This is a genomic window from Mesorhizobium sp. AD1-1 (assembly GCF_020164655.1).
Lineage (GTDB): Bacteria > Pseudomonadota > Alphaproteobacteria > Rhizobiales > Rhizobiaceae > Mesorhizobium > Mesorhizobium ciceri.
Map to the genome: position 1 here is coordinate 303,046 of NZ_JAIUGP010000001.1, position 19,147 is coordinate 322,192.

Annotated in this window: 18 protein-coding genes; 9 read left to right on the plus strand and 9 right to left on the minus strand. The window is 61.8% G+C overall.

The genetic code is table 11. The annotated features are described in order from the left end of the window. Positions 1-135: 135 nt before the first annotated feature. Both LB519_RS01405 and LB519_RS01410 read right to left on the minus strand, forming a co-directional pair. Positions 136-1,401, minus strand: coding sequence for a polysaccharide biosynthesis/export family protein (locus LB519_RS01405; RefSeq protein WP_224618708.1), 1,266 nt, complete (start codon positions 1,399-1,401; stop codon positions 136-138). A 100-nt stretch (positions 1,402-1,501) separates the two neighbouring features. Then, positions 1,502-2,179, minus strand: coding sequence for a sugar transferase (locus LB519_RS01410; protein ID WP_013528120.1), 678 nt, complete (start codon positions 2,177-2,179; stop codon positions 1,502-1,504). Positions 2,180-2,780: 601 nt separating this feature from the next. Between LB519_RS01410 and LB519_RS01415 the strand changes: the two genes are divergently transcribed. Continuing rightward, positions 2,781-3,056, plus strand: coding sequence for an exopolysaccharide production repressor ExoX protein (locus tag LB519_RS01415; RefSeq protein WP_013528119.1), 276 nt, complete (start codon positions 2,781-2,783; stop codon positions 3,054-3,056). Between the two features lie 108 nt (positions 3,057-3,164). Here LB519_RS01415 and LB519_RS01420 read toward each other — a convergent pair whose 3' ends face one another. The 6 genes from LB519_RS01420 to LB519_RS01445 all read right to left on the minus strand — a co-directional run bounded on the left by LB519_RS01420 (position 3,165) and on the right by LB519_RS01445 (position 9,071). Continuing rightward, positions 3,165-5,009 (minus strand): ABC transporter ATP-binding protein, encoded by a 1,845-nt coding sequence (locus LB519_RS01420; protein ID WP_127367916.1) that lies wholly within the window; start codon positions 5,007-5,009, stop codon positions 3,165-3,167. Positions 5,010-5,017: 8 nt separating this feature from the next. Next, positions 5,018-6,004 carry a serine kinase gene (locus LB519_RS01425; RefSeq protein WP_127367917.1) on the minus strand — a complete coding sequence of 329 codons (987 nt, stop codon included), beginning with the start codon at positions 6,002-6,004 and terminating at the stop codon, positions 5,018-5,020. Further along, positions 6,001-7,923, minus strand: coding sequence for a lasso peptide isopeptide bond-forming cyclase (locus LB519_RS01430; protein ID WP_127367918.1), 1,923 nt, complete (start codon positions 7,921-7,923; stop codon positions 6,001-6,003). The genes LB519_RS01425 and LB519_RS01430 overlap by 4 nt, the downstream gene beginning before the upstream one ends. Beyond that, positions 7,920-8,297 carry a lasso peptide biosynthesis B2 protein gene (locus LB519_RS01435; protein ID WP_224618418.1) on the minus strand — a complete coding sequence of 126 codons (378 nt, stop codon included), beginning with the start codon at positions 8,295-8,297 and terminating at the stop codon, positions 7,920-7,922. Before LB519_RS01435 ends, LB519_RS01430 begins: the two co-directional genes overlap by 4 nt. Before the next feature lie 169 nt (positions 8,298-8,466). After that, positions 8,467-8,781 (minus strand): PqqD family protein, encoded by a 315-nt coding sequence (locus tag LB519_RS01440; protein WP_013528114.1) that lies wholly within the window; start codon positions 8,779-8,781, stop codon positions 8,467-8,469. A 137-nt stretch (positions 8,782-8,918) separates the two neighbouring features. After that, complete coding sequence (locus LB519_RS01445) at positions 8,919-9,071, minus strand: lasso peptide (RefSeq protein WP_010913078.1); 153 nt, start codon at positions 9,069-9,071, stop codon at positions 8,919-8,921. Positions 9,072-9,584: 513 nt separating this feature from the next. Between LB519_RS01445 and LB519_RS01450 the strand changes: the two genes are divergently transcribed. From LB519_RS01450 to LB519_RS01485, 8 genes are all read left to right on the plus strand, one after another. Next, the gene (locus LB519_RS01450) at positions 9,585-10,709 is read left to right on the plus strand and encodes a nucleotidyltransferase family protein (protein WP_013528113.1); all 1,125 of its coding nucleotides are present in this window, start codon (positions 9,585-9,587) and stop codon (positions 10,707-10,709) included. 91 nt (positions 10,710-10,800) lie between these two features. Beyond that, a complete protein-coding gene (locus tag LB519_RS01455) occupies positions 10,801-11,823 on the plus strand; it encodes a glycosyltransferase family 2 protein (protein ID WP_224618420.1) in 1,023 nt (340 codons plus the stop codon). A 290-nt stretch (positions 11,824-12,113) separates the two neighbouring features. Beyond that, on the plus strand, positions 12,114-12,509 hold the full coding sequence (locus tag LB519_RS01460; RefSeq protein WP_224618422.1) for a hypothetical protein: 396 nt from the start codon (positions 12,114-12,116) through the stop codon (positions 12,507-12,509). A gap of 154 nt (positions 12,510-12,663) precedes the next feature. Then, positions 12,664-13,518: a family 16 glycosylhydrolase gene (locus tag LB519_RS01465; protein WP_024501832.1), complete on the plus strand. Its 855-nt coding sequence runs from the start codon at positions 12,664-12,666 to the stop codon at positions 13,516-13,518. A 67-nt stretch (positions 13,519-13,585) separates the two neighbouring features. After that, on the plus strand, positions 13,586-14,917 hold the full coding sequence (locus LB519_RS01470) for a UDP-glucose dehydrogenase family protein (protein ID WP_013528109.1): 1,332 nt from the start codon (positions 13,586-13,588) through the stop codon (positions 14,915-14,917). A gap of 91 nt (positions 14,918-15,008) precedes the next feature. Continuing rightward, the gene (locus tag LB519_RS01475) at positions 15,009-16,451 is read left to right on the plus strand and encodes a GMC oxidoreductase (protein WP_063169883.1); all 1,443 of its coding nucleotides are present in this window, start codon (positions 15,009-15,011) and stop codon (positions 16,449-16,451) included. Between the two features lie 13 nt (positions 16,452-16,464). Then, a complete protein-coding gene (locus LB519_RS01480) occupies positions 16,465-16,914 on the plus strand; it encodes a hypothetical protein (RefSeq protein WP_013528107.1) in 450 nt (149 codons plus the stop codon). 74 nt (positions 16,915-16,988) lie between these two features. Further along, positions 16,989-18,068 carry a glycosyltransferase gene (locus LB519_RS01485; protein ID WP_224618423.1) on the plus strand — a complete coding sequence of 360 codons (1,080 nt, stop codon included), beginning with the start codon at positions 16,989-16,991 and terminating at the stop codon, positions 18,066-18,068. 18 nt (positions 18,069-18,086) lie between these two features. On the opposite strand, the gene LB519_RS01490 is transcribed toward LB519_RS01485, so the two are convergent. Then, a complete protein-coding gene (locus tag LB519_RS01490; protein ID WP_013528105.1) occupies positions 18,087-19,109 on the minus strand; it encodes a phosphoribosyltransferase family protein in 1,023 nt (340 codons plus the stop codon). Between the last annotated feature and the right edge of the window lie 38 nt (positions 19,110-19,147).

A 19,147-nucleotide genomic window follows, 5' to 3' on the forward strand; every position in this document is an offset into this window, starting at 1 on the left:
TGCTCGGACGGGAAGCCTCGATCCCGAGACGGCTATTATAGTTTCCGCAGGGGTTCAAACAACTGAGCCAGAGCCTCATCCCGGTTTGTCGGGTGAGGCTCTGGCTCGAAACACTGGATCGTGTTGGAAGTCGGTCTACTGGCTGGCCAGCGGCGCCAGCTTGATCTTGATCACATCGCCGGGCAGCACCGGGGTTTCTTCCTTGGCGGCTATTTCGGTGGTCTTGCCGTCGACATTGCGCACCAGCGAATAGAGCAGGGTCGGCTGCTGATCATTTGTCATAGCGGCCGCCATCGCGGGATCGCTGGCCTGGGCTATCAGGCCTTTCTGCATGTTCACCTTCAACGCGGCCTCGTTCAGGTCGGCTTCGGTCTGCTGCCGGTCAGTGGCGAGACTTGAACTCAAGGTGTTCTGGGCATCGATAGCATCCTGCTTCGCCTTGCTGATCGCCTGCTTGGCGGTGAGGATGGCGGTTTCGTAGTCCAGGATCTTGCCCTGCAGGTCGGCAACCGACTGGCGCGAATCCAGCAGTCGGGCGTTGGCGATCAGGCCTTTCTGCGCCAGCGGGCCGATGCTGGCGAGCTGCTGCTGCGCCAAGTCGACCTGCTGCTGCTGGTTGACGATCTTCTTCTGCAGCGATTCGATCTCGGATTCCAAAACCCCTTTGAGATCGTCGAGCGCTTCAAGCTTCAGCTTCAGCGCCTTTTGGTCCGCTGTCAGGATCGTCATCTCGTCCGCCACGATGGCTGGCAGTCTCGGATCGCCCTCGACCTCCTTCGGCACGTCGAAACTCGCCTTTCCGGCCATATCCGCATCGATGCGGGCGCGCCTTACGATCAGTCGGATGCGCTGGTCGTCGGAGATGTCGAACATGCCCTTGGCGGTGACCAGGTCCTTGCCGAGCTGGGGGCCGTAGTCGGCGTTTCGCCGGATGCCTCCGGCGACGCTGATGGCCTTCAACACCGTCAGGTCGGGCACATAAGGAAACTGGCCGGGGTTCTGGACTTCGCCCGAAATGTAGAATGGCCGGAACTGCGCCATCTCGACCGAGGCTTCCGGCCTGTCTGACAAAGCGAGCTTTTTCTGCAAAGCCTCGCCGATCGCCGCCGCGATTTCGGACGTGGTCTTGCCGGAGGCCGGCAGTTCGCCGGCGAACGGCACCGACAGCGTGCCGGATGGACCGACCGTGTACTCGCCATTCACCGCCGACCAGTCACGGAATGTGCCTTCCACGGTCTGCCATTCGGCGACGCGGATGGTGAGCTTGTCCTGCGAGCCGAGGCGATAGTCGCCGGCGGCGGCGATGTGCGGGACGACGAGGGCCATGGCAAGGCATGTGGCCAGCAAACGCGCCCGCCGCAGCCGGCCGGAATCCGGGCCGCTGCGAAAGGTTTCGAACAAATCTGTTTTCAACTCAACGTTCCGATCCGCTATAGCCCCATCGCCCGATGAGCTTGCGTCGAATGGCCGACGCCAATGTCTGGCATTGGCCACCGGCCGGTCAGTAAGAACCGCGCGACATCCAGACGGCCGGGACGGTCTTGATGATGATGCGAACGTCCTCGAACAGCGACCAGTTCTCGACATAGTGACGGTCGAAGGCGACGCGGCTGTCATAGGACACATCGTTGCGGCCGCTGACCTGCCACAGGCCGGTCAGGCCCGGACGCGATTTCAGATAGTAGACGGCGGATGTGCCATAGATCTCTAGTTCGTCGCGCACAACCGGACGCGGACCGACAAGGCTCATATCGCCCTGCAGGATGTTGATGATCTGCGGCAACTCATCGAGGCTGAGTTTCCTCAGCACTGCTCCAACGCGGGTGACGCGCGGGTCGTTCTTCAGCTTGCGGGTCGCGATCCATTCCGCGTTGGCGTCCGGGTTGGTGGCGAGATAGGCTGCCAGCACCTTGTCGCCGTCCGGAACCATGGTGCGGAACTTCAGGCACGGAAAAATCCGTCCGCCCCGCCCGATTCGCCTGTGGCCGTAGAAAATCGAGCCGCCGTCGGAAAACTTGACGAGCAGCGCTATCATAACAAATAGCGGGCTGAGGGCGATCAAGCCAATCAGTGAACCGGTGATATCGAAGCTGCGTTTGAGCAGGCCGCCGATCGGCGGCGGAAAATCGATGTCAGCCTGCGAAAAGCTCGCGGTGGCCGACTTGGCAACGTCCCTCATGCCGTAAACTCCATGCGTTGAACGAATGGTTCACCACACGATACCAAAAAAATGTTGCAGCGCAACACACAATTTACCACCCCGTTGAAATAGTCACGTCATGAAATGACTAAATAATAAGCTTGCCATGCACAAATTTCGGCATATTTAGCACATTTGTGACAATAAATGGGCACAGCCGAAAAAATAGAGGCCTTTGTGGGGCGGTTTTTAGGCGGACCTACCTATTTGCCAAGGCGAGGTACAAACTAGTGCTTCATCATGCCGTGATGCTTGGTCGAAACCATATAAAATACTACTTAATATTGGCCATTTTACTGAAAAATATCGACGAGAGGATATCGGCCTAGCTCCCGTTGCGTGCATTGCAACATGGCAGAGTCGATCGCAAAAGCTCGATCAAAAATAACCGAAGTTGCCCTTGCCGCCTATTGCTCGCCTTAATAGAATTGCAAATTATACCTGTCACGGTGACGACAGGTGGAAAAGGCCGGAAGCAACCGGTCGAGAGTGGGCGACCTTAACAAGCCCACATGACAAGGGACGGCGCTCGGGTGGGGCAATCGCGATAATACCCGAGCCGGTTTATGGGCTGTTGGGTATGGCACTTCCAAAATTCATCCTCGGGATGATTTTCGCTCTGGCGATCGTCGTCGGCTGGTCCTGGCTGGGCGGTGCGTCGATAGGCACGATATTGGTGCGTGTCATCATCTGCGCCGTGACCATTCAGGCCGGCTATTTCGTGCTCATCTACACCATGATCGCCAGGAGCGCGCCGACGCCTGCCGACATAGCTCGTGACGCCGAGCGCAAACTGAACGCACCCGAGGTCGCCGAAAGCGAGAAGCTCGGCGGTGCCAGGCGCGGCCTGCATTGATGCAGACTGCTCAAACGTGGCCGGTTTGGCGGCAACGACATCCTTCGAGACAAAGGGACCAAAGCGCCGCGTGAATCCGTCTCGGCGCGACGCGTCCTGGTCGCCGGCTCACGCCACATCAGCGGGTTCGCTCTCCGACTGTTCCCCCGACAGCATCCTCGACAACCGGCTGCCGGTTTTTTCCTTCAGCCGCTGATATTGGCCGACCTCGACGATACGGCCGTTTTCCATCGCCACCACCCAGTCGGCGAAGGCGATCATCGACGGCCGGTGCGCGATGGTCAGGATCGTCATCGTACCGCGTAATCCGTCGATCGACCTGGCGATCAGCGACTGGTTCTGCCAGTCGAGCGCGCTGGTCGCCTCGTCGAGGATGAGCAGCGACGGCTTGCGCAGCAGCGCGCGCGCGAGCGCGATGCGCTGACGTTCGCCGCCCGAGAGCCGCACGCCGCGATCGCCGACCACCGTCTCGAGCCTGAGGTCGAGCCGTTCGACAAACTCGCCGGCGTGCGCCTGACGCAGCGCGGCCCACAGATCGCCATCGCTGGCCCGTGGCGCGGCGAGGCGCAGGTTCGCCGCGATCGTGTCGTGCAGGAGGAACACGTCCTGCGGCACATAGGCCACCTGGTCGCGCCAGCGACGGCGATTGCTGGCATCGATCTCGACGCCATCGACAAGCATCTTGCCAGTGGTGGGCTCCAGCAGGCCAAGCAGCATGTCGGCGATCGTGCTCTTGCCCGATCCGGACGGGCCGATCAGGGCGGTGACCTTGCCGGCCGGCAGGCCGAAGGTGATGCCGCTCACCACCGCCTTGTCGACAGTATCTCCGTAGGCGAAGGACACGCCGCGAATATTCAATCCCGTATTGAGGGAGAGTGTCCCGGCGTCGGCGAACTCGGTATGGCCGGGTTCGCGTTCGGCGTCGAAACGTGCCTGCAGGCTGCGCATTGCCGTAAAGGCGGGCAGGTTGATCAGCACTTGCTGGGCCTGCGTCTGCATGTCCATGAAGCGCGGCGCGATACGCATGAAGACCAGGAGCAGGACGACGATCTCGGCCAGCGACAGGTTGAAGCGGACCAAAGCCACATAGATGAACAGGCTCAGGCCCACGACGCTCGCCACCTGGAATACAGCAGTGCCGATGGTGCTGTTGCGCACATAGTCGATGTTGTCGGCCTTCATCCTCTCAAGCGTCGACCGCAGCTGCGCGAAATAGCTGTCCTCGACGTTCAGGCTCTTGGCCACCTTGATGCCGCCGAGAAATTCCGAGACCGTCCGGTACTGGTCCTGGCGATTGGCGGTCAGCACACGGCCGAAGGCAGTGGCCCGTGCCCGGAAGGGCCGCAGCGCCACGAACATCAGGATGCCGATGACCACGGCAAACAGCGTCATGACCGGCGAGATAAACACGGAAACCAGGAGATAGCCGGCCAGAAGAACGGCGATCTGCACCAGCATCAGCAGTGCGAAAGCCGCGCCCTGGACGCGGTCGATGTCGCCGGTCAGGGCATGATCGAGATCGGAACTGCGCATGCGTGTAAAAACGCCCCAGCGCGCCTTGCCGATGCTTTCGAACAGGTTCATGCGAACGCGATTGATGAAATCGAACAGCAATTTGGCCATGTAGACCGACTTGAAGCGATTGAACGCCGCCTGCGCCGCAACAAGCCCGACCAGCGCGCAAAGCACGGTCGTCAGTTGCAGCGTGCCATCAGGCACCAGCCAGCGCACGAAATCATCATTGGGCAGCCGAACAGCGAAATCCTGGTCGGCACGTCCGACCAGATGCAGCAGCGGCACGAGCAGCAGGATCGAAATGCCCTCGGTCAGGCTGCCGAGGATGAGGAAGAACAGCGCCGTCCACGTTCGCCGGCCGCCGATCCGGGCAATGGTGGCGCCGAAGGCGGCAATTTCTCGAAACAGCGACAGGCGAAGGATTGGGGGCTTCGACATGGTTGCGCTCACAACCGCCGGCTGCCAGCCGACAGATCCTTTTCGATCAGTTCCACGGCTTCGCCGATCCTGTCCAGGCCCGTCGGGACTTCCAGCCGGTACACGCCGATATGGTTGGCAATCCATGAACATTGCCGAAGATGCGCCGTCGCGAAGTCGCCGGGCAGGGCCGCGCGGCCGAAGCGCGTCACATAGGAGAATTTGATGATGGCCGGCAGGGCGGCAATGGCGGGCAAGGGCGTGATGTCAGCCCTTTCGCCGCGCTCGAGGATATAGATCCTGGTCGCCGGCACCTCGTCGCCCGAAAAGCTACCGTTCAGGCGATGCTGCATCTTGTCGATCGCCGCATGCACTTGCGGCCGCACTTCCGCTTCCCCAAGCGAGATCGCCGCCGCGGCGTCGGCCGCCAGCTTGATCTGCGGAAAGCCCGGAACGGTCATTGGCTCACTCGGATTGGCGAGGTCCAGCGCCACCACGTCATCGGTAAGCAGTCGATGCCCGGCCCGGATCATCGCACTTGCGGTCGTCGACTTGCCGGCTCCCTTGTCACCCATGAAGATGGCGCTCGTGCCGGCGGCGGCGATGGCACTGGCATGCAGGACAAGCAGGCCGCGCCGGTGCAAGAGCAGCGCCATGACCGGACCAAGCAGCGGAAACGCGAGCAGCGCGTCGTCGACGCCGGGCGCCGGTTCGATGTCGATACGGCTGGAATCGGTGATCAGGAACGCGCCCACGGCATGCCACGCCAGATATTGCCGGTCCGGCTCGAAGCGAAAGTCGGTCGCGGCTTCGGGCGAGGGCTTTGGCAGGTCGATCGCGCCGACGGCAATCACGACATCCGCCGCCCCCGGCGCCGCCGGCTGCAGTTCGGGCAACGTCACCTCCGACGCGATGGTCAGGCCGTAGGCCCGGTAGAAGCGGCGTTCTCGCATGGCCCGGCCATGCGAAAAGGCATCATCATTGCATAGAGCGAGCGGCTCGTTGCGCGGCATCATGCGGGGCTCCCGCCATGCTGGAACTGCCGCAGCCAGAGCGACAGCGAGGCCGAGCGCCAGACATACTGGACATCCAGGGGGGCTGCCTGATCGGGCTGGCGCAGCAGCCGCGCATAGGCGGCACTCACTTGCGGCAGATTGACGTAAGGCGCGATGCGGTTCGCATCCGAGACCAGCAGCTGTTCCAGGAGGTCGCGATGGTTGCGCAGCATGCCATTGACGAGATTGGCAGTGAAGTCGATCTTGTCGCGCCGCCACTGCACCGCCTCCGGCAATACGCCTTGCATGGCGCGGCGCAGCACATAGCGGCCAAAACCGTGGCTCAGCTTCTCCTCGCCCGGCAACGCCAGGCAGAACTCGACCAGCGGCTTGTCCCAGAAGGGGTAGCGCGGCTCGACCCCGAAATTGGCGGCGGCCTTGTCGAGAACCTCGAAAGCATGCGGGACATAGCCGTTCGACAGGATCCAGCGATGGCTCAAGGCATCGCTGGCCTGGACGCCGGGCGGCATGTAGCCGGCCCGGTGAAACCGGTCGACAAGCTCGGTGCGCTTGGCCAGGTCCGGATTGATCAGGTCGCGCCAGCTTCGTGCGCGCGACACTTGCGCGGGCTTGCGGATCTTGTTCAGGGCACGGTTGGCCATATGCCTCAGCCTGGCGATGCGCCAGGCCGGCCCGTAGAGGGTCAGGAACTGGAGATAAAGGCCAAGCGTGCTGTCGCCATAGGTGTTGGATGCGCTGCGGACCTCGCGCCACAGATCCATCCATCGGCCGCCATTCGCAAGCTCGTGCAGGTGGCCGTGGCCTTGTGAAACGACCTCGTCGCCACCATGGCCGTCCAGCAGCACCTTGATGCCCTTGGCGCCGGCAGTCCGGTAGATGCCGCGGGTGAGCGTCAGGCCCGGCGCCAGGAACGTTCCTTCCTGTTCTTCCAGCACGCGCTCGAATTCGGCGAATGGGGCATAGTTGCCAACCGGGATCAGCGTCGCGTCGACCTTCTGCTGGTCGAGAACGGCATCGATGAAGGGCCGCTCGTCCATCGGCGAGCCCTTCTCGAAAATCAGCGAGAAGGTTGGCAGCTTCGGCTTGCGCGCGGCGGCATTCTGCAGGCCGGCGACACAGGCGATAGACGAGGAATCGAGGCCGCCGCTCAGCATTGCCCCGACCGCCGAGGTCCCACGCATGCGGTTGCGCACCGATTGCGAGAACAGATGGGCGAATTCCTCCGATGCATCGGACCGCAAGGGCCGTGCCGACGGCTCGATCTGCCAGTATCGGCGCAGCATCACTTGTTGCGCGGTGACGGTTAGGCTGTGGCGGGCCGGCAGGCTGAATATATCGCTGTAGGGGGTCGACTGCGGGTCGTCGGGAAGCCCGGCCAGGAAGCCGGAGATCTGGCGCTCGCTGACACGTGCGCGGATACCCTCGACGCCCAGGATCGGACCGATCTCCGACGCAAAGGCAAAACGCCGGTCCGCCGCGTGGTAGTAGAACGGCTTGACGCCAAAATGATCGCGCGCGCAAAACAGCGATTGCCGCTCGTCATCCCAGATGGCGAAGGCGAAATCGCCTTGCAGATGCTCCGGGCAGGCTTCGCCCCAGCGCAGATAGGCCCGCATCAGCACGATCGCGTCGGCTACCGACTGGTCGCGGATACCGAGCCTGGCCAGCAACTCGTCACGGTTGTCCAGCCGGCAATCGGCGGTGATGGCGAGCCGGCCCCCAGCCATCGTCAAAGGGCCCGGACCGACTTCATCCGATGTGTTGAGCCAGGCGTGGCCAAGGGCGATGCTGGTGTCCAGCCACCAAGAACTGCCGTCAGGACCACGATGGCGCATGCGCGCCAGCATTTGCTGAATGTCGGCCGCCGCGACCGCCGGTGCGTTTGCTCCGCGCAACAGGATTCCGGCGACGCCGCTCATCGGCTGCCGTGGTCGACGAGATGGGCGAAGCCGTCGATCGATCCGCCAAGCACGATATGGTTGTCGCTGACCAGCCAGGCATGTGCTTTCAACTGCTCGCCTGTGCCACGTTCGATGCCGATGCGTATCGTCGATTCATTGCCTTGGCCGGCGAGAATATACTGGCCGGAGAGCGCCTGGGTCAGGCACGTGGCGTAAGGGACGAAACGGGCCGCGGCGGCAACGCCCCAGGCGACACGCCGCAGTTCGCCCATTGAGGCGCACTGCCGCGCGTCGAGGCGCGTCACCAGGCTGCGTACACGATTGTAGGACAACAGCGTCAGCCCCAGCCGAACTGTCGCCACCACCAGCAGGCAATAGCCAAGGAAGATCATTTCCGAGCCACTCAGGGAGAAAATCCTGACCAGCCCGCGCCGGCTTCCTCCGCGCTTCGTCTGCTTGACGTTTGTTTCTCTCGCCGGTTCCTGCCGTAAAGCCGTGGCCCGCGAAGACAAGGCCCGCGAAACCAGGGCCCGTGAAACCAGGGACTTGTGCTGGACCGGCTTAGACAAGTGCCTCATGATGCCGTCTCGCAAGCCCATTATCGGCCAGGCCCTTCAGCAATGCGTCGACATCGGCCTGGCAGCGCGCCGGGTCGACATTGTAGCGCGCAAGCACGGCGCTGCGGATGTCGCCGATCGACCGGGGTTCCTGGATCAAATCCCAGATGAAGGCGCCGACGCCATTCAGGCTGTAGTAGACATTGGATTTGAGATTGAGCAGCGCCAAGCCATCTCCGAACTCGCAAGCCACGGCATCCTTGGTCGCGCACACGCTATCGTGGTCGCCCAGATCACGGTCGGATAGCTCCCCGTTCATCCCCAAACCTCGCTGACAAAACGCTGCGACATCTCCAGGTGGCGCAGGAGAAATCGGGAGGCTGGCCCCCCGACCCCTCTTACGTCTGCTTTTGAATCCAGAGTCCCAACATGTCACTCTGGAATCGGCTGTAAGTCTCAGGAGAACGTCAGGTCGCCAATCGGCGTATGCGCGGGGAACGATGCGTCGATCGCCGTGCTGCCGCCGCCGCCCTGGGTGATGGTCTCAATCGAACCATGGACCGTCAGGCTTGGCGTTTCATATTCATGCTTTTCAACATTCTGTTCCATTTTACTCTCCGATTTAGGACTGGAAACGGCCTGTCGAGTGCCGTCAGCACTTTTATGCTGCAATGCAATAGCTGCACGGCAGCATTTATGAGTCAAGACTGTTTTACTTTCTGTTAATCAATTACGGTTGCTGGCGTCGTCACATGAGCGGCATGCCTAAAACTTGTCATTTTTTAGCCGATTCCTTGTGCACGACGATCGCGCCTGTGCTGATTCTTTAAGCATTTGATTTGCTTGCATAAGCCGTTTGCGTTGTGCCTATATTTAGGCCTCTCTAATGAAAAGAATTTCCATTTGAGAAATCGTCCGGAGATTGCCTAAGCCGACGTGGCAAGGGACATTTCAACCGCGGTTTTCACTGCTTTCCGATGCCACCTCGATAGACGCTTTGGTGGCAAAAATTCGCACTGCAGAAGGAAAGGCTTTACGGCATCGAGGTTTTTGGTGATGCTTGCTTCGCACTTGCAGCATAAGTGTCGGCGCGAAACGCTTTCTTGGGAGACTGTGCGCTAAATGGCCTTGCCGGATGGCTCATACGAACGATTGCGCGCCGCCGGCTGTGCCGGCGAGGTGGCCTATGTGCAGGCTTGCCTGCGATTGTTTTTCGCCGGCCCGGGCGCGGGCGACGTTTCGATGCGCCATCTTGACGGTGAAAAAATTGCCGAGATTGCCAGGCTGAACAAGGTCGCCGTCTTTGTCCTCAAGGCGCTTTCGCGCGCACCCGCGCTTCAGAGGCCAACTAAGCTTTTCCAATGGCTCGACACCTACCGCAGGAAAACGGTTTCGATGAACGCGTCCTGCATCATGGATTCGATGGCGATCCAGGACGTGCTGCGCGCCAGCGAGATCGATTTCGTTTTTCTGAAGGGTCCGTTCCAGCAGCAACTTCTCTACGACGACCATTTTATGAAGCCCTCGGGCGATGTCGACATCCTGGTTTCGCCGCTCGGATTTTTCAGGGCGCGTGATGCGCTTCGCAAGATCGGCTATGAGGTATCAGGCAAGTCGAGCTCCGTCTGGTGGGTCCGCTTCCTCGGCGAACAGCACATGACCCGGGACGACGGGCCGAGGTCGTCCACCGTCGATCTCCACTACCGCCTCCAGCAGCCCGGCTCGCCAAGCCCGCGCGACGCGGACGGGTTCCTGCGGCGCAAGCGACAGGTCGAAATCGCCGGTGCGACGGTGCCGTTCACCTCGGTGGCCGATACATTGCTTTTGTCCTGCATCAGCGTCGCCAAGGCACTTTTCAACCGGGAACCCTGCGCCGGATACGTCTGTGATATCGGCGCCAGCGCCGGCCGCCTCGACGAGGCGGATCAGCAGCGTTTGCTCGATGCCGCTACCGCGCAAGGTCTGGACGACACGCTGCTGCTTGGCCTGCGCGCCGCCGACGTGCTACTCGGCGGTGCCGGCACGCTGCTGTCGCAGCGCGCGACCAGGATCCTGCCGCGCATCGGCAATGAGGATCTGCTCAGCATGGTCATCGCGCCGTGGCTGCCGTCGCTGCGGTGGCCGCAGCGGCGAACGGTGCTTTGGGAACTGTGCGGCCGCGCGCCGGTCCGCTATCTGGCCGAAGCAGGCTGGGCGGCGTCCGCCGATATCAGCCGCCGCATCTTCGAGCGGCCGGCGAGTCGCTGAAGGTAAATTGGATGCTGATGGCAATTCTGTAGTGCATCGAACGAGTACGGGGCGAGGGCAAATCGATATTACCTGTACGAGAGGCAAATCCATGTCGATGACGAAATCCGAGGTCTGCGTGATCATCGCGGCAAAAAACGCCGCAGCGACAATCGCCGTCGCCATCGCATCCGCATTGCGCGAACCGGAAGTGGCGGAGGTCGTGGTCGTCGACGATGCCTCCACCGACGACACCGCCGGTGTCGCACGATCCGCCGATGATGGCAGCGGGCGGCTCTCCGTGATGCGCCTCGATGTCAATCGCGGCCCCTCCTTTGCCCGCAACGCAGCCATCGCCGGCTCGAAATCGCCGTTCATCAGCATTCTCGATGCCGACGATTTCTTCCTCGAAGGCCGGTTTCGCAACTTGTTTGCCGGCGCCGATTGGGATTTCGCCGCCGACAACATCATGCTGATCAGGGATGATGCGACAGGCGACGCGACGAAAATCGTCGCGCCGCAATTTGCCGCCGATCCGGAATTCCTCGATTTCGAGCGTTTCGTCGAAGGCAACATCTCCAGGCGCCGCGTGCAGAGGGGCGAACTGGGCTTTTTGAAGCCGGTGATCAGCCGTGCCTTCCTCGACCGCTATGGGTTGAGCTACGACGAGAGCCTGCGGCTGGGCGAGGACTATGAACTCTACGCCCGCGCGGTCGCATGCGGGGCGCGGTTCAAGGTCATTCGCTCCTGCGGCTACGGCGCCATCGTCCGCGCCGATTCCCTGAGCGGCCGCCACAAGACCCAGGACTTGAAGCGTTTGGCCGATGCGGATCTGGCGCTGCTGGCGATCGACAGCCTGCCGGAAGGCTCGAAGGCGGTGCTGCGGCGGCATGAACGGCACGTGCGCGACAAATATCGGCTGCGTAATTTCCTTGACGTCAAGGCCGAGCGGGGGCTGGGCTCGGCTGCGGCTTACGCCTTCGCCAGCCTGTCCAACCTCATCCCCATCGTCCAGGGCGTGGCTTCCGACAAGCTCGAGGCGCTGTTTCGTCGTGTCGGCCTTGTGTCCAGCCAAAAGCCTGTGCCGCCGCTGCGCTTTCTGATGGCCGGAACCAGCACGGGCAAGGAACGCTGAGAGCGGTCCCGATGCAGGCGATTTGTCCACTCGCGGCATGTCATCACGCAAACCATTTCGGCCGGATTTATGAGTTTACGAATTGGGTGGTTGCCTCGCGGCTCCGACGATGGCAGTCTATGTTGCGGTGCAGCATAGTGGACGACCAGCCGAACTGGCCCCCGATCGGATTGGTCTGATGTCTCTCCCTCAAAAGGAGCATGACAACGCAACACGAGTTTTTGGGCCCCGGCTGCGGGGATCGGCCAGAAGCCCGGCCCACAAGCCGGCGATGACGGGAACCTGAGTTCATGGCCTCGATATTCGGTTTCAGATCAAGGGATCCGGCCCGCGACCGGCAGGCCGATGTTTCACGTCTTGATCGTCTGGCAAAGCTGTTCGAGCAGATTGCGGCCGAGATCGAGGCCGAGAGAGCCGGGCTTGAGAATCGCTACCGGACGACGTCGACCAACGCCGCCTTTCTGGTCGAAGCGATGGAAAACGGCTCTGCTTCCGACAAGCGGTCTTCGGAAGTCAGCGCACTGACACAGTCGATCCTGAATTGCGAGCGCCGCATCGCGGCGCTGTCGCGCCAGGACGGCATGATGAAAGAGCTCCGTCATTCGCTGGATACGGTCTTTGACGAGGATGCCTCCTCGGCCGCCGCGGCGGAATTCGCCTGGCCGGCAGGCGCCGGCAGAGGTTGAACGTGAAGGCTCGGAACTGTTGCAACAGATTTGATGCAAGGCGGGAAGCAGAAGCAATCGAGAGGGTCACAAGGAAGGTCAAGGTTGGCCCGTGCAGGAGCGGTTCGAACGTCGACTTTGGGTTGGGGACACACAGCGCAAAGGTGAGTTTGGTATGAATTGGAATCCGAAACCTACGACGGCAATTGACGCACCGCCTCTCGCATATCGGACCGGACAAGCCGCCCGGCGGCTGGGGTCGCTCGGTGCGTTGCTGCTGGCTGCTCTTGGCGGTTTCCTGGCAACCCCTTCCCATGCCCAGGACATTCCGACATCGCCGTCCTTTGTCGATGATTTCAAAAGCTTCGACCGCACGCGCTGGTATGTTTCCGACGGCTGGAACAACGGCAGCCATCAGAATTGCACCTGGTCGAAAAATATGGTCGAACTGTCGAATGGTGTGCTGTCGCTCGGCTTCGAAAAGCAGACGCTGAAGGATCGCGACTACGTCTGCGGCGAGATCCAGACCAAGCAGCGCTTCGGCTATGGCACCTATGAGGCACGGCTGAAGACCGATACCGGCTCCGGCCTCAACGCCGCGTTCTTCACCTATATCGGTCCAAGCGACAAGCAGCCCTGGGACGAGATCGACTTCGAGGTCCTGACCAAGGACACCTCCAAGGTGCAGGTCAACGCCTATATCGCGGGCAAGGGCAAGAACGAGAAACTGGTCGACGTACCGGGCGGCACGGAGAAGGCCTTCAACGACTACGCCTTCGTCTGGCAGAAGGACAGCTTGCGATGGTACGTCAACGGCCAACTGGTGAACACGATTACCGACCCGGCGAAGCTGCCCAGCCATGCACAGAAGATATTCTTCAGCTTTTGGGGCAGCGATACGATGAAGGGCTGGATGGGAGCGTTCGCGGATCCGGGCCGCAAGCTTTCCCTGCAGGTCGAGCGGGTCGCCTTCACGGCGCTCGGCGAACCCTGTCAATTTCCGGAATCGCTGGCATGCAGTGTAAAGTAGTTGGGAAAGTCGATTTGAACCGGCGGGGCCGAAAACGGTCCGCTGCCTTGCATGGGAATGAAACCGAATGAATTTGACGGTGTTTGGAATTGGCTATGTCGGCCTCGTGCAGGCGGCGGTGCTTGCCGAAGTCGGGCACCAGGTGGTGTGCGTCGACATCGACGCCGCCAAGGTCGAGCGGCTCAACCAGGGCCTGGTTCCCATTTTCGAACCCGGTTTGGAAAACCTCGTTAAGGAGAACCATGCCGCCGGCCGCATCAAGTTCACAACGGATGCCGCCGCCGCTGTCAGGCACGGCGAGATCCAGATGATCGCGGTCGGCACGCCGCCGGGCGAGGACGGCTCGGCCGACCTCAAATATGTGCTGGCAGTCGCCGAGACCATCGGCCGCGAAATGGACAAACCCAAGATCGTCGTCGGCAAGTCGACGGTGCCGGTCGGCACCTGCGAAAAGGTGAAGGCCAGGATCGCCGACACGCTGAAGAAAAGAGGCCGCGAGGACCTGGCTTTCGATGTCGCTTCAAATCCGGAATTCCTCAAGGAAGGGTCCGCGGTTGCCGACTGCATGAAGCCGGACCGCATCATCGTCGGCACCGACAGCGAGGACACCGAGGCTGTGATGCGCGAACTCTACGCGCCGTTCAATCGCAACCACGAGAAGATGATCGTGATGGACGTGCGCAGCGCAGAATTCACCAAATATGCCGCCAACTGCATGCTGGCGACCAAGATCAGCTTCATGAACGAGATGGCCAATCTGGCCGAACAACTCGGCGCCGACATCGAGGAGGTCCGCAAGGGCATCGGCAGCGATCCGCGCATCGGCTACCATTTCATCTATCCGGGCCTCGGCTATGGCGGCTCGTGCTTCCCGAAGGATGTGCGGGCGCTGATCAAGACCGCCGAAGGCGTCAAGTTCGACGCCAAGCTGCTGCGCGCCGTTGAGGAGCGCAACAACGCACAGAAATCGGTTCTCTTCGACAAGGTGGACCGCTATTTCAAGGGCAACCTCAAAGGCAGGACCTTTGCGCTCTGGGGTCTGGCCTTCAAGCCCAACACCGACGACATGCGTGAGGCGCCGGCGCGCGTCCTGATGGAGGCGCTGTGGAAGGCCGGCGCCAATGTGCAGGCCTATGATCCCGAGGCGATGCAGGAATGCCAGGCCATCTACGGGCTGCGCGACGACCTGCTTCTGTGCGGCACCAAGGAGGCGGCGCTGCGCGGCGCCGATGCGCTGCTGATCGCCACAGAATGGAAGAGCTTTCGCGCGCCGTCCTTCGACGCGGTGAAGGACGCGCTGACCACGCCGGTCATCTTCGACGGCCGCAACCTCTATGACCCCAAGGTCATCGCCCGCCACGGCATCGAATATCACTCGATCGGCAGAATGGCGGCATGAGACCGGGCCCTGGCAGACGGATGCAAGACCGGTCCGCACACGACCTGCGGACGCTGGGGTTGAGCGCGTATTCTGTGTGGAGTTGTAGCTGATGGTGCTGGACGTAAAGCCGGAGCAAATCACCAAGGATCATTTCGATCTCGTCGCGATCGGTTCCGGCTTCGGTTCGGCCTTCTTCCTGCATGAGTTCGCCAGGCGCCGAAAGGCGCGCATTCTGGTGCTGGAGTGGGGACGCCACAACACCCATGAATGGCAGCTCGAACAGAACGTCAACACCGACATCGAAGACGAGACGACCTACAAGACCAATTCCGACAAGCCGTGGAACTACACGATCGGACTGGGTGGCGGGACGAACTGCTGGTTCGCGCAGACGCCAAGATTTCATCCCAATGATTTCCGGCTGAAAAGCACCTACGGCATCGGCAATGACTGGCCGATCAGCTATGACGACGTCGAGCCGTTCTACTGCGACGCGGAAGACATCATGTCGATCTCCGGCGACCCCGACATGGCGGCGATGCTGCCCCGCTCGAAGCCGTTTCCGCAACCGCCGCATCGCATGTCGACACCGGACAGGATGATGAAGGCGGCGCAGCCCGACCAGCACTTCGTCATGCCAACCGCGCGGGCTCGCGTGCCGACCGCGCAGCGCAGCTCGTGCTGTGCCAATCTGCGTTGCTGGCTGTGCCCGGTCGACGCCAAATTCACCGTCAACAACGGGTTGATGCACGTCTTCGAGCATCCCGACATCTCGGTCTGCCTCGGTGCGGAAGTGCGCCGGCTCGATCACGTCGGCGGCGCTGTCCGTTCGGTCACGTTCAGCCATGACGGCAAGGAATACCAGGTCAGCGGCGATCTCTTCATTCTCGGCGCCAATGCCATCCAGAGCGCGGCGATCATGCTGCGATCCGGCCTGGGCGGCGAATTTGTCGGCAGCGGCCTGCATGAATCCTACGGCTGGAATTTCGAGGTCTATCTCGACGGCGTCGACAATTTCGACGGCAGCACCATCACAACAGGCCTGAATTTCGGCCTCTATGATGGTCCTCACCGATCGGAGCATGCGGCGGCATTGGTCTATTTCGAGAACCGCTGGCAGCACGGAATGCGTGCCGAAAAGGGGCGGCTACGCCAGGCGCTGCCGTTGGTCGTGGTCACCGAGAACCTGCTCGACCCCGAGAACTACGTCACGCTTGACGCGGATGACAATGCCTTCGTCAGCTTCAAGGCGCCATCGGACTACGCGGTGAAGGGCATGGCGCGTGCTCTGGAGAAATTGCCTGACCTTCTGGCGCCGCTGCCGGTCGAAAAGCTCTTCGACCGCGGCATTCGGCCGACCGAATCGCACGTCCAGGGCACGCTGAGGATGGGCACCGGCCCGGCCGATTCTGTGGTCGACAGCGGCATGATCCACCATCAGCTCAGAAACCTGGTCGTCGTCGGCACCAGCACCTATCCGAGCTGCTCCTGCGCCAACCCGAGCCTGACCGCGGCAGCGCTGTCCTTGCGGGCGGCGAGCCGGATCGCGTGAAAGGAGGTATCGCATGATCGAGATTTCCAGACGCTCGGCCCTGGCCGTCTTGGCTGGCGGAGTGGTTTCGACGGGGGTCGCCTACGCCACCGTTTCCTCCTTCTCGGACGAGGATCTGGTGCGCGTCACGCTGGAAAAATACCTTGGCAAGTTGAACATCCGCATCGAGCATCTGCAGCAGTTCGTGCTGGCGTTCCGCGACCGGAATCCATGGAACTTTCCAAGCGAAAAACTGAGTGACGCCGTCACCCTGGTGGAGGAGCTCAAGCTGGGCGCCGCGCGTCGCTTGCTGCCCCGGCGGAAGCGGGAAGATCTGCTGCATTTCGACCGCTGGGTCGTCGCCGAATTCCATATGCTGACGGACTACGCCTGGCGCAGTTCGCCCAACGACCCGATCCGGTTTACCGGCTGGCAATCCTGTACCAATCCCTTCGCCAATCTGGAGCCGCCGAAACTTGCCTGACGTCGAAAGCGAGGCGGCGGCCTTTGCCTGTTGTCTCCGAGCAAGGAATACGAGATGCGACAAGGAGCCCGATCATGAAAGTTCTCTTTGCAGGCGGCAACGGCTACCCGCCCGAGTTCAGTGGCGGCGTTCAGTCGAGCACGCATCATCTGGCCGAACAGTTGATCGAGCACGGTCATGAAGCCGCTGTGCTCGCCGCCCTGTTCGGTGACGGTGTCTTCGGCTTCAAGGCGCGCGCCAAGATGAAGCTGTTGCGGCAGCCGGCGGTTGTCGACAGCTATCCCGGCTATCCGGTGGTGCGGGCCTGGTTTCCCTGGGAAGCGGCGGGTTATGCCGTCGACAGGCTGAAGCCCGATGTCGCCGTGGTCCAGTGTCACAAATCGGTTCCGATCGGCAAGGCGCTGCAGGCGGAGGGCGTGCCTCTGGTCGTTTATCTCCGCAATGTCGAGTTCCATGAACTGGGCGGCGATCTGCGCGAATTGCATTCGGCGCTTTACATTGCCAATTCGGATTTCACCGCGCGAACCTACAAAAAAGAATTCGGCATCGAGGCAGCAGTGATCCCGCCAACCATCAACCCGGCGCATTACTCGACGCCGACGACGGGCCAGTTCGTCACGCTGATCAACCCTTATGAGGAAAAGGGATTTGAGCTCGCGGTGCGGATTGCCGGCGCCTGCCGCGAAATTCCATTCCTGTTCGTCGAAAGCTGGAAGCTCGACGACGATCACCGGGCGCGGATCGAACAGACGATCGCTCCCTTGGGCAATGTCGTCCTGGAGAGCCGCACCAGCGACATGAAGACGGTCTATGGCCGCACGAAGATCCTGCTTGCTCCCAGCAAGTGGGAAGAGGCGTGGGGCCGCGTCGCTTCGGAGGCCCATTGCAGCGGAATCCCCGTTATCGGTTCGCGGCGCGGCGGTCTGCCCGAGGCTGTCGGCTCCGGTGGCGTGGTGCTGGATTACGATGCTCCGCTGGCCGATTGGGTCACGGCCGTCAGGCGGCTGTGGAACGACAACCAGGAATATGACCGGCTTTCCGGTCTCGCTCGCAGCTTCGCCGGGCGCCCGGAACTCGATCCCGATCGCCAGTTCATCACCTTCTTCTCGATACTGGACAGGGTCATGCAGCAGCGCGCGCGACAGGCGGCCTGACGACGCCGCCTGAGCAGGTCAGGCCGGACGCTTGACCCGGCTTTTCAGCGTCTCGTAGCCGCGGGCGCCAAGCAGTGCGCGGGCAATGGTCTTGGCGGCGCTCTTGCGGCCCTCTTGCGACTTGATCTGCCGCAGCCTTGCCGGCAGGTTGCGGGCCGCCTGGCCAAGTGCCGGCAGCGACAGCGCGTCGGGGAAGCTGACCATATGCGTTTCGACGCACAGCACCGGCTTGCCTGACAGTTCGGTGATCTTCAGCGCCTGTTCGTGCTCGCTCTCGATGAACAGGATGGCATCGGACTTGCGGTAGAAATCGGCCTTGAAACTGCCATGCGCGCCGAGTCGTTGCCGTTCCGCCTTGCTCGGCAGATCGAGCATGATCAGCTGGTCGTATTTGATCTCATGCTTGGCGAGCCATGCCTCGGTGAGCGCGCGGTATTTCTCCAGCCGGCTGGTGACCAGCCAGCCGATCCTGTGGGTCGCGACATGGAGCGGCCGCGCTTCGCTGAGGAATTTCTCATAGGCCGGGCCGTCGTCGTTTTCCGCCTCTGTCGGGTCGAGGCACAGCACGCCGTCAATGTCGACGCAGCATTGCGCCAGGAATTTGTGATGCATGAAGTTCCACTGGAACATGCGCGGATGCGGCACGACCTCGAAGACGAGGTCGGTTTCCTGGTGCAGGGGCTCAAGGCCGAACACGGCGGCAAAGGTGAAGTCCGCCTCGATGCCCGCAGCCTGGATGCGGGCGCGTGCGTCGCGCATGGCATTGCCGCCGGCGACGCTGTCGTCGATCACCAGCACCTTGCGCATCTCGGAAACCTTGCGGTCGAGAGCGGCCCGGCGCTTGGTGACGCCTGATGTGTAGATTCGCCCAGCCAGGAAGCTGTCGAGATCGGTCATCGGGATGTTCGCGGCAAGGCTGACCAGCGTCGCTGCCAAAACGCCGCTTCTCGGCACACCGACGACCAGGTCGATGTCGCGCGGCAGCCGGTGCAGGCCCCTGACGATGGCGTCGTTCATATCGGAGATCGATCGGTAGTGCATGGTTCAGACCTGGTCCTGGAGGAGATGTCCGTAGCAGT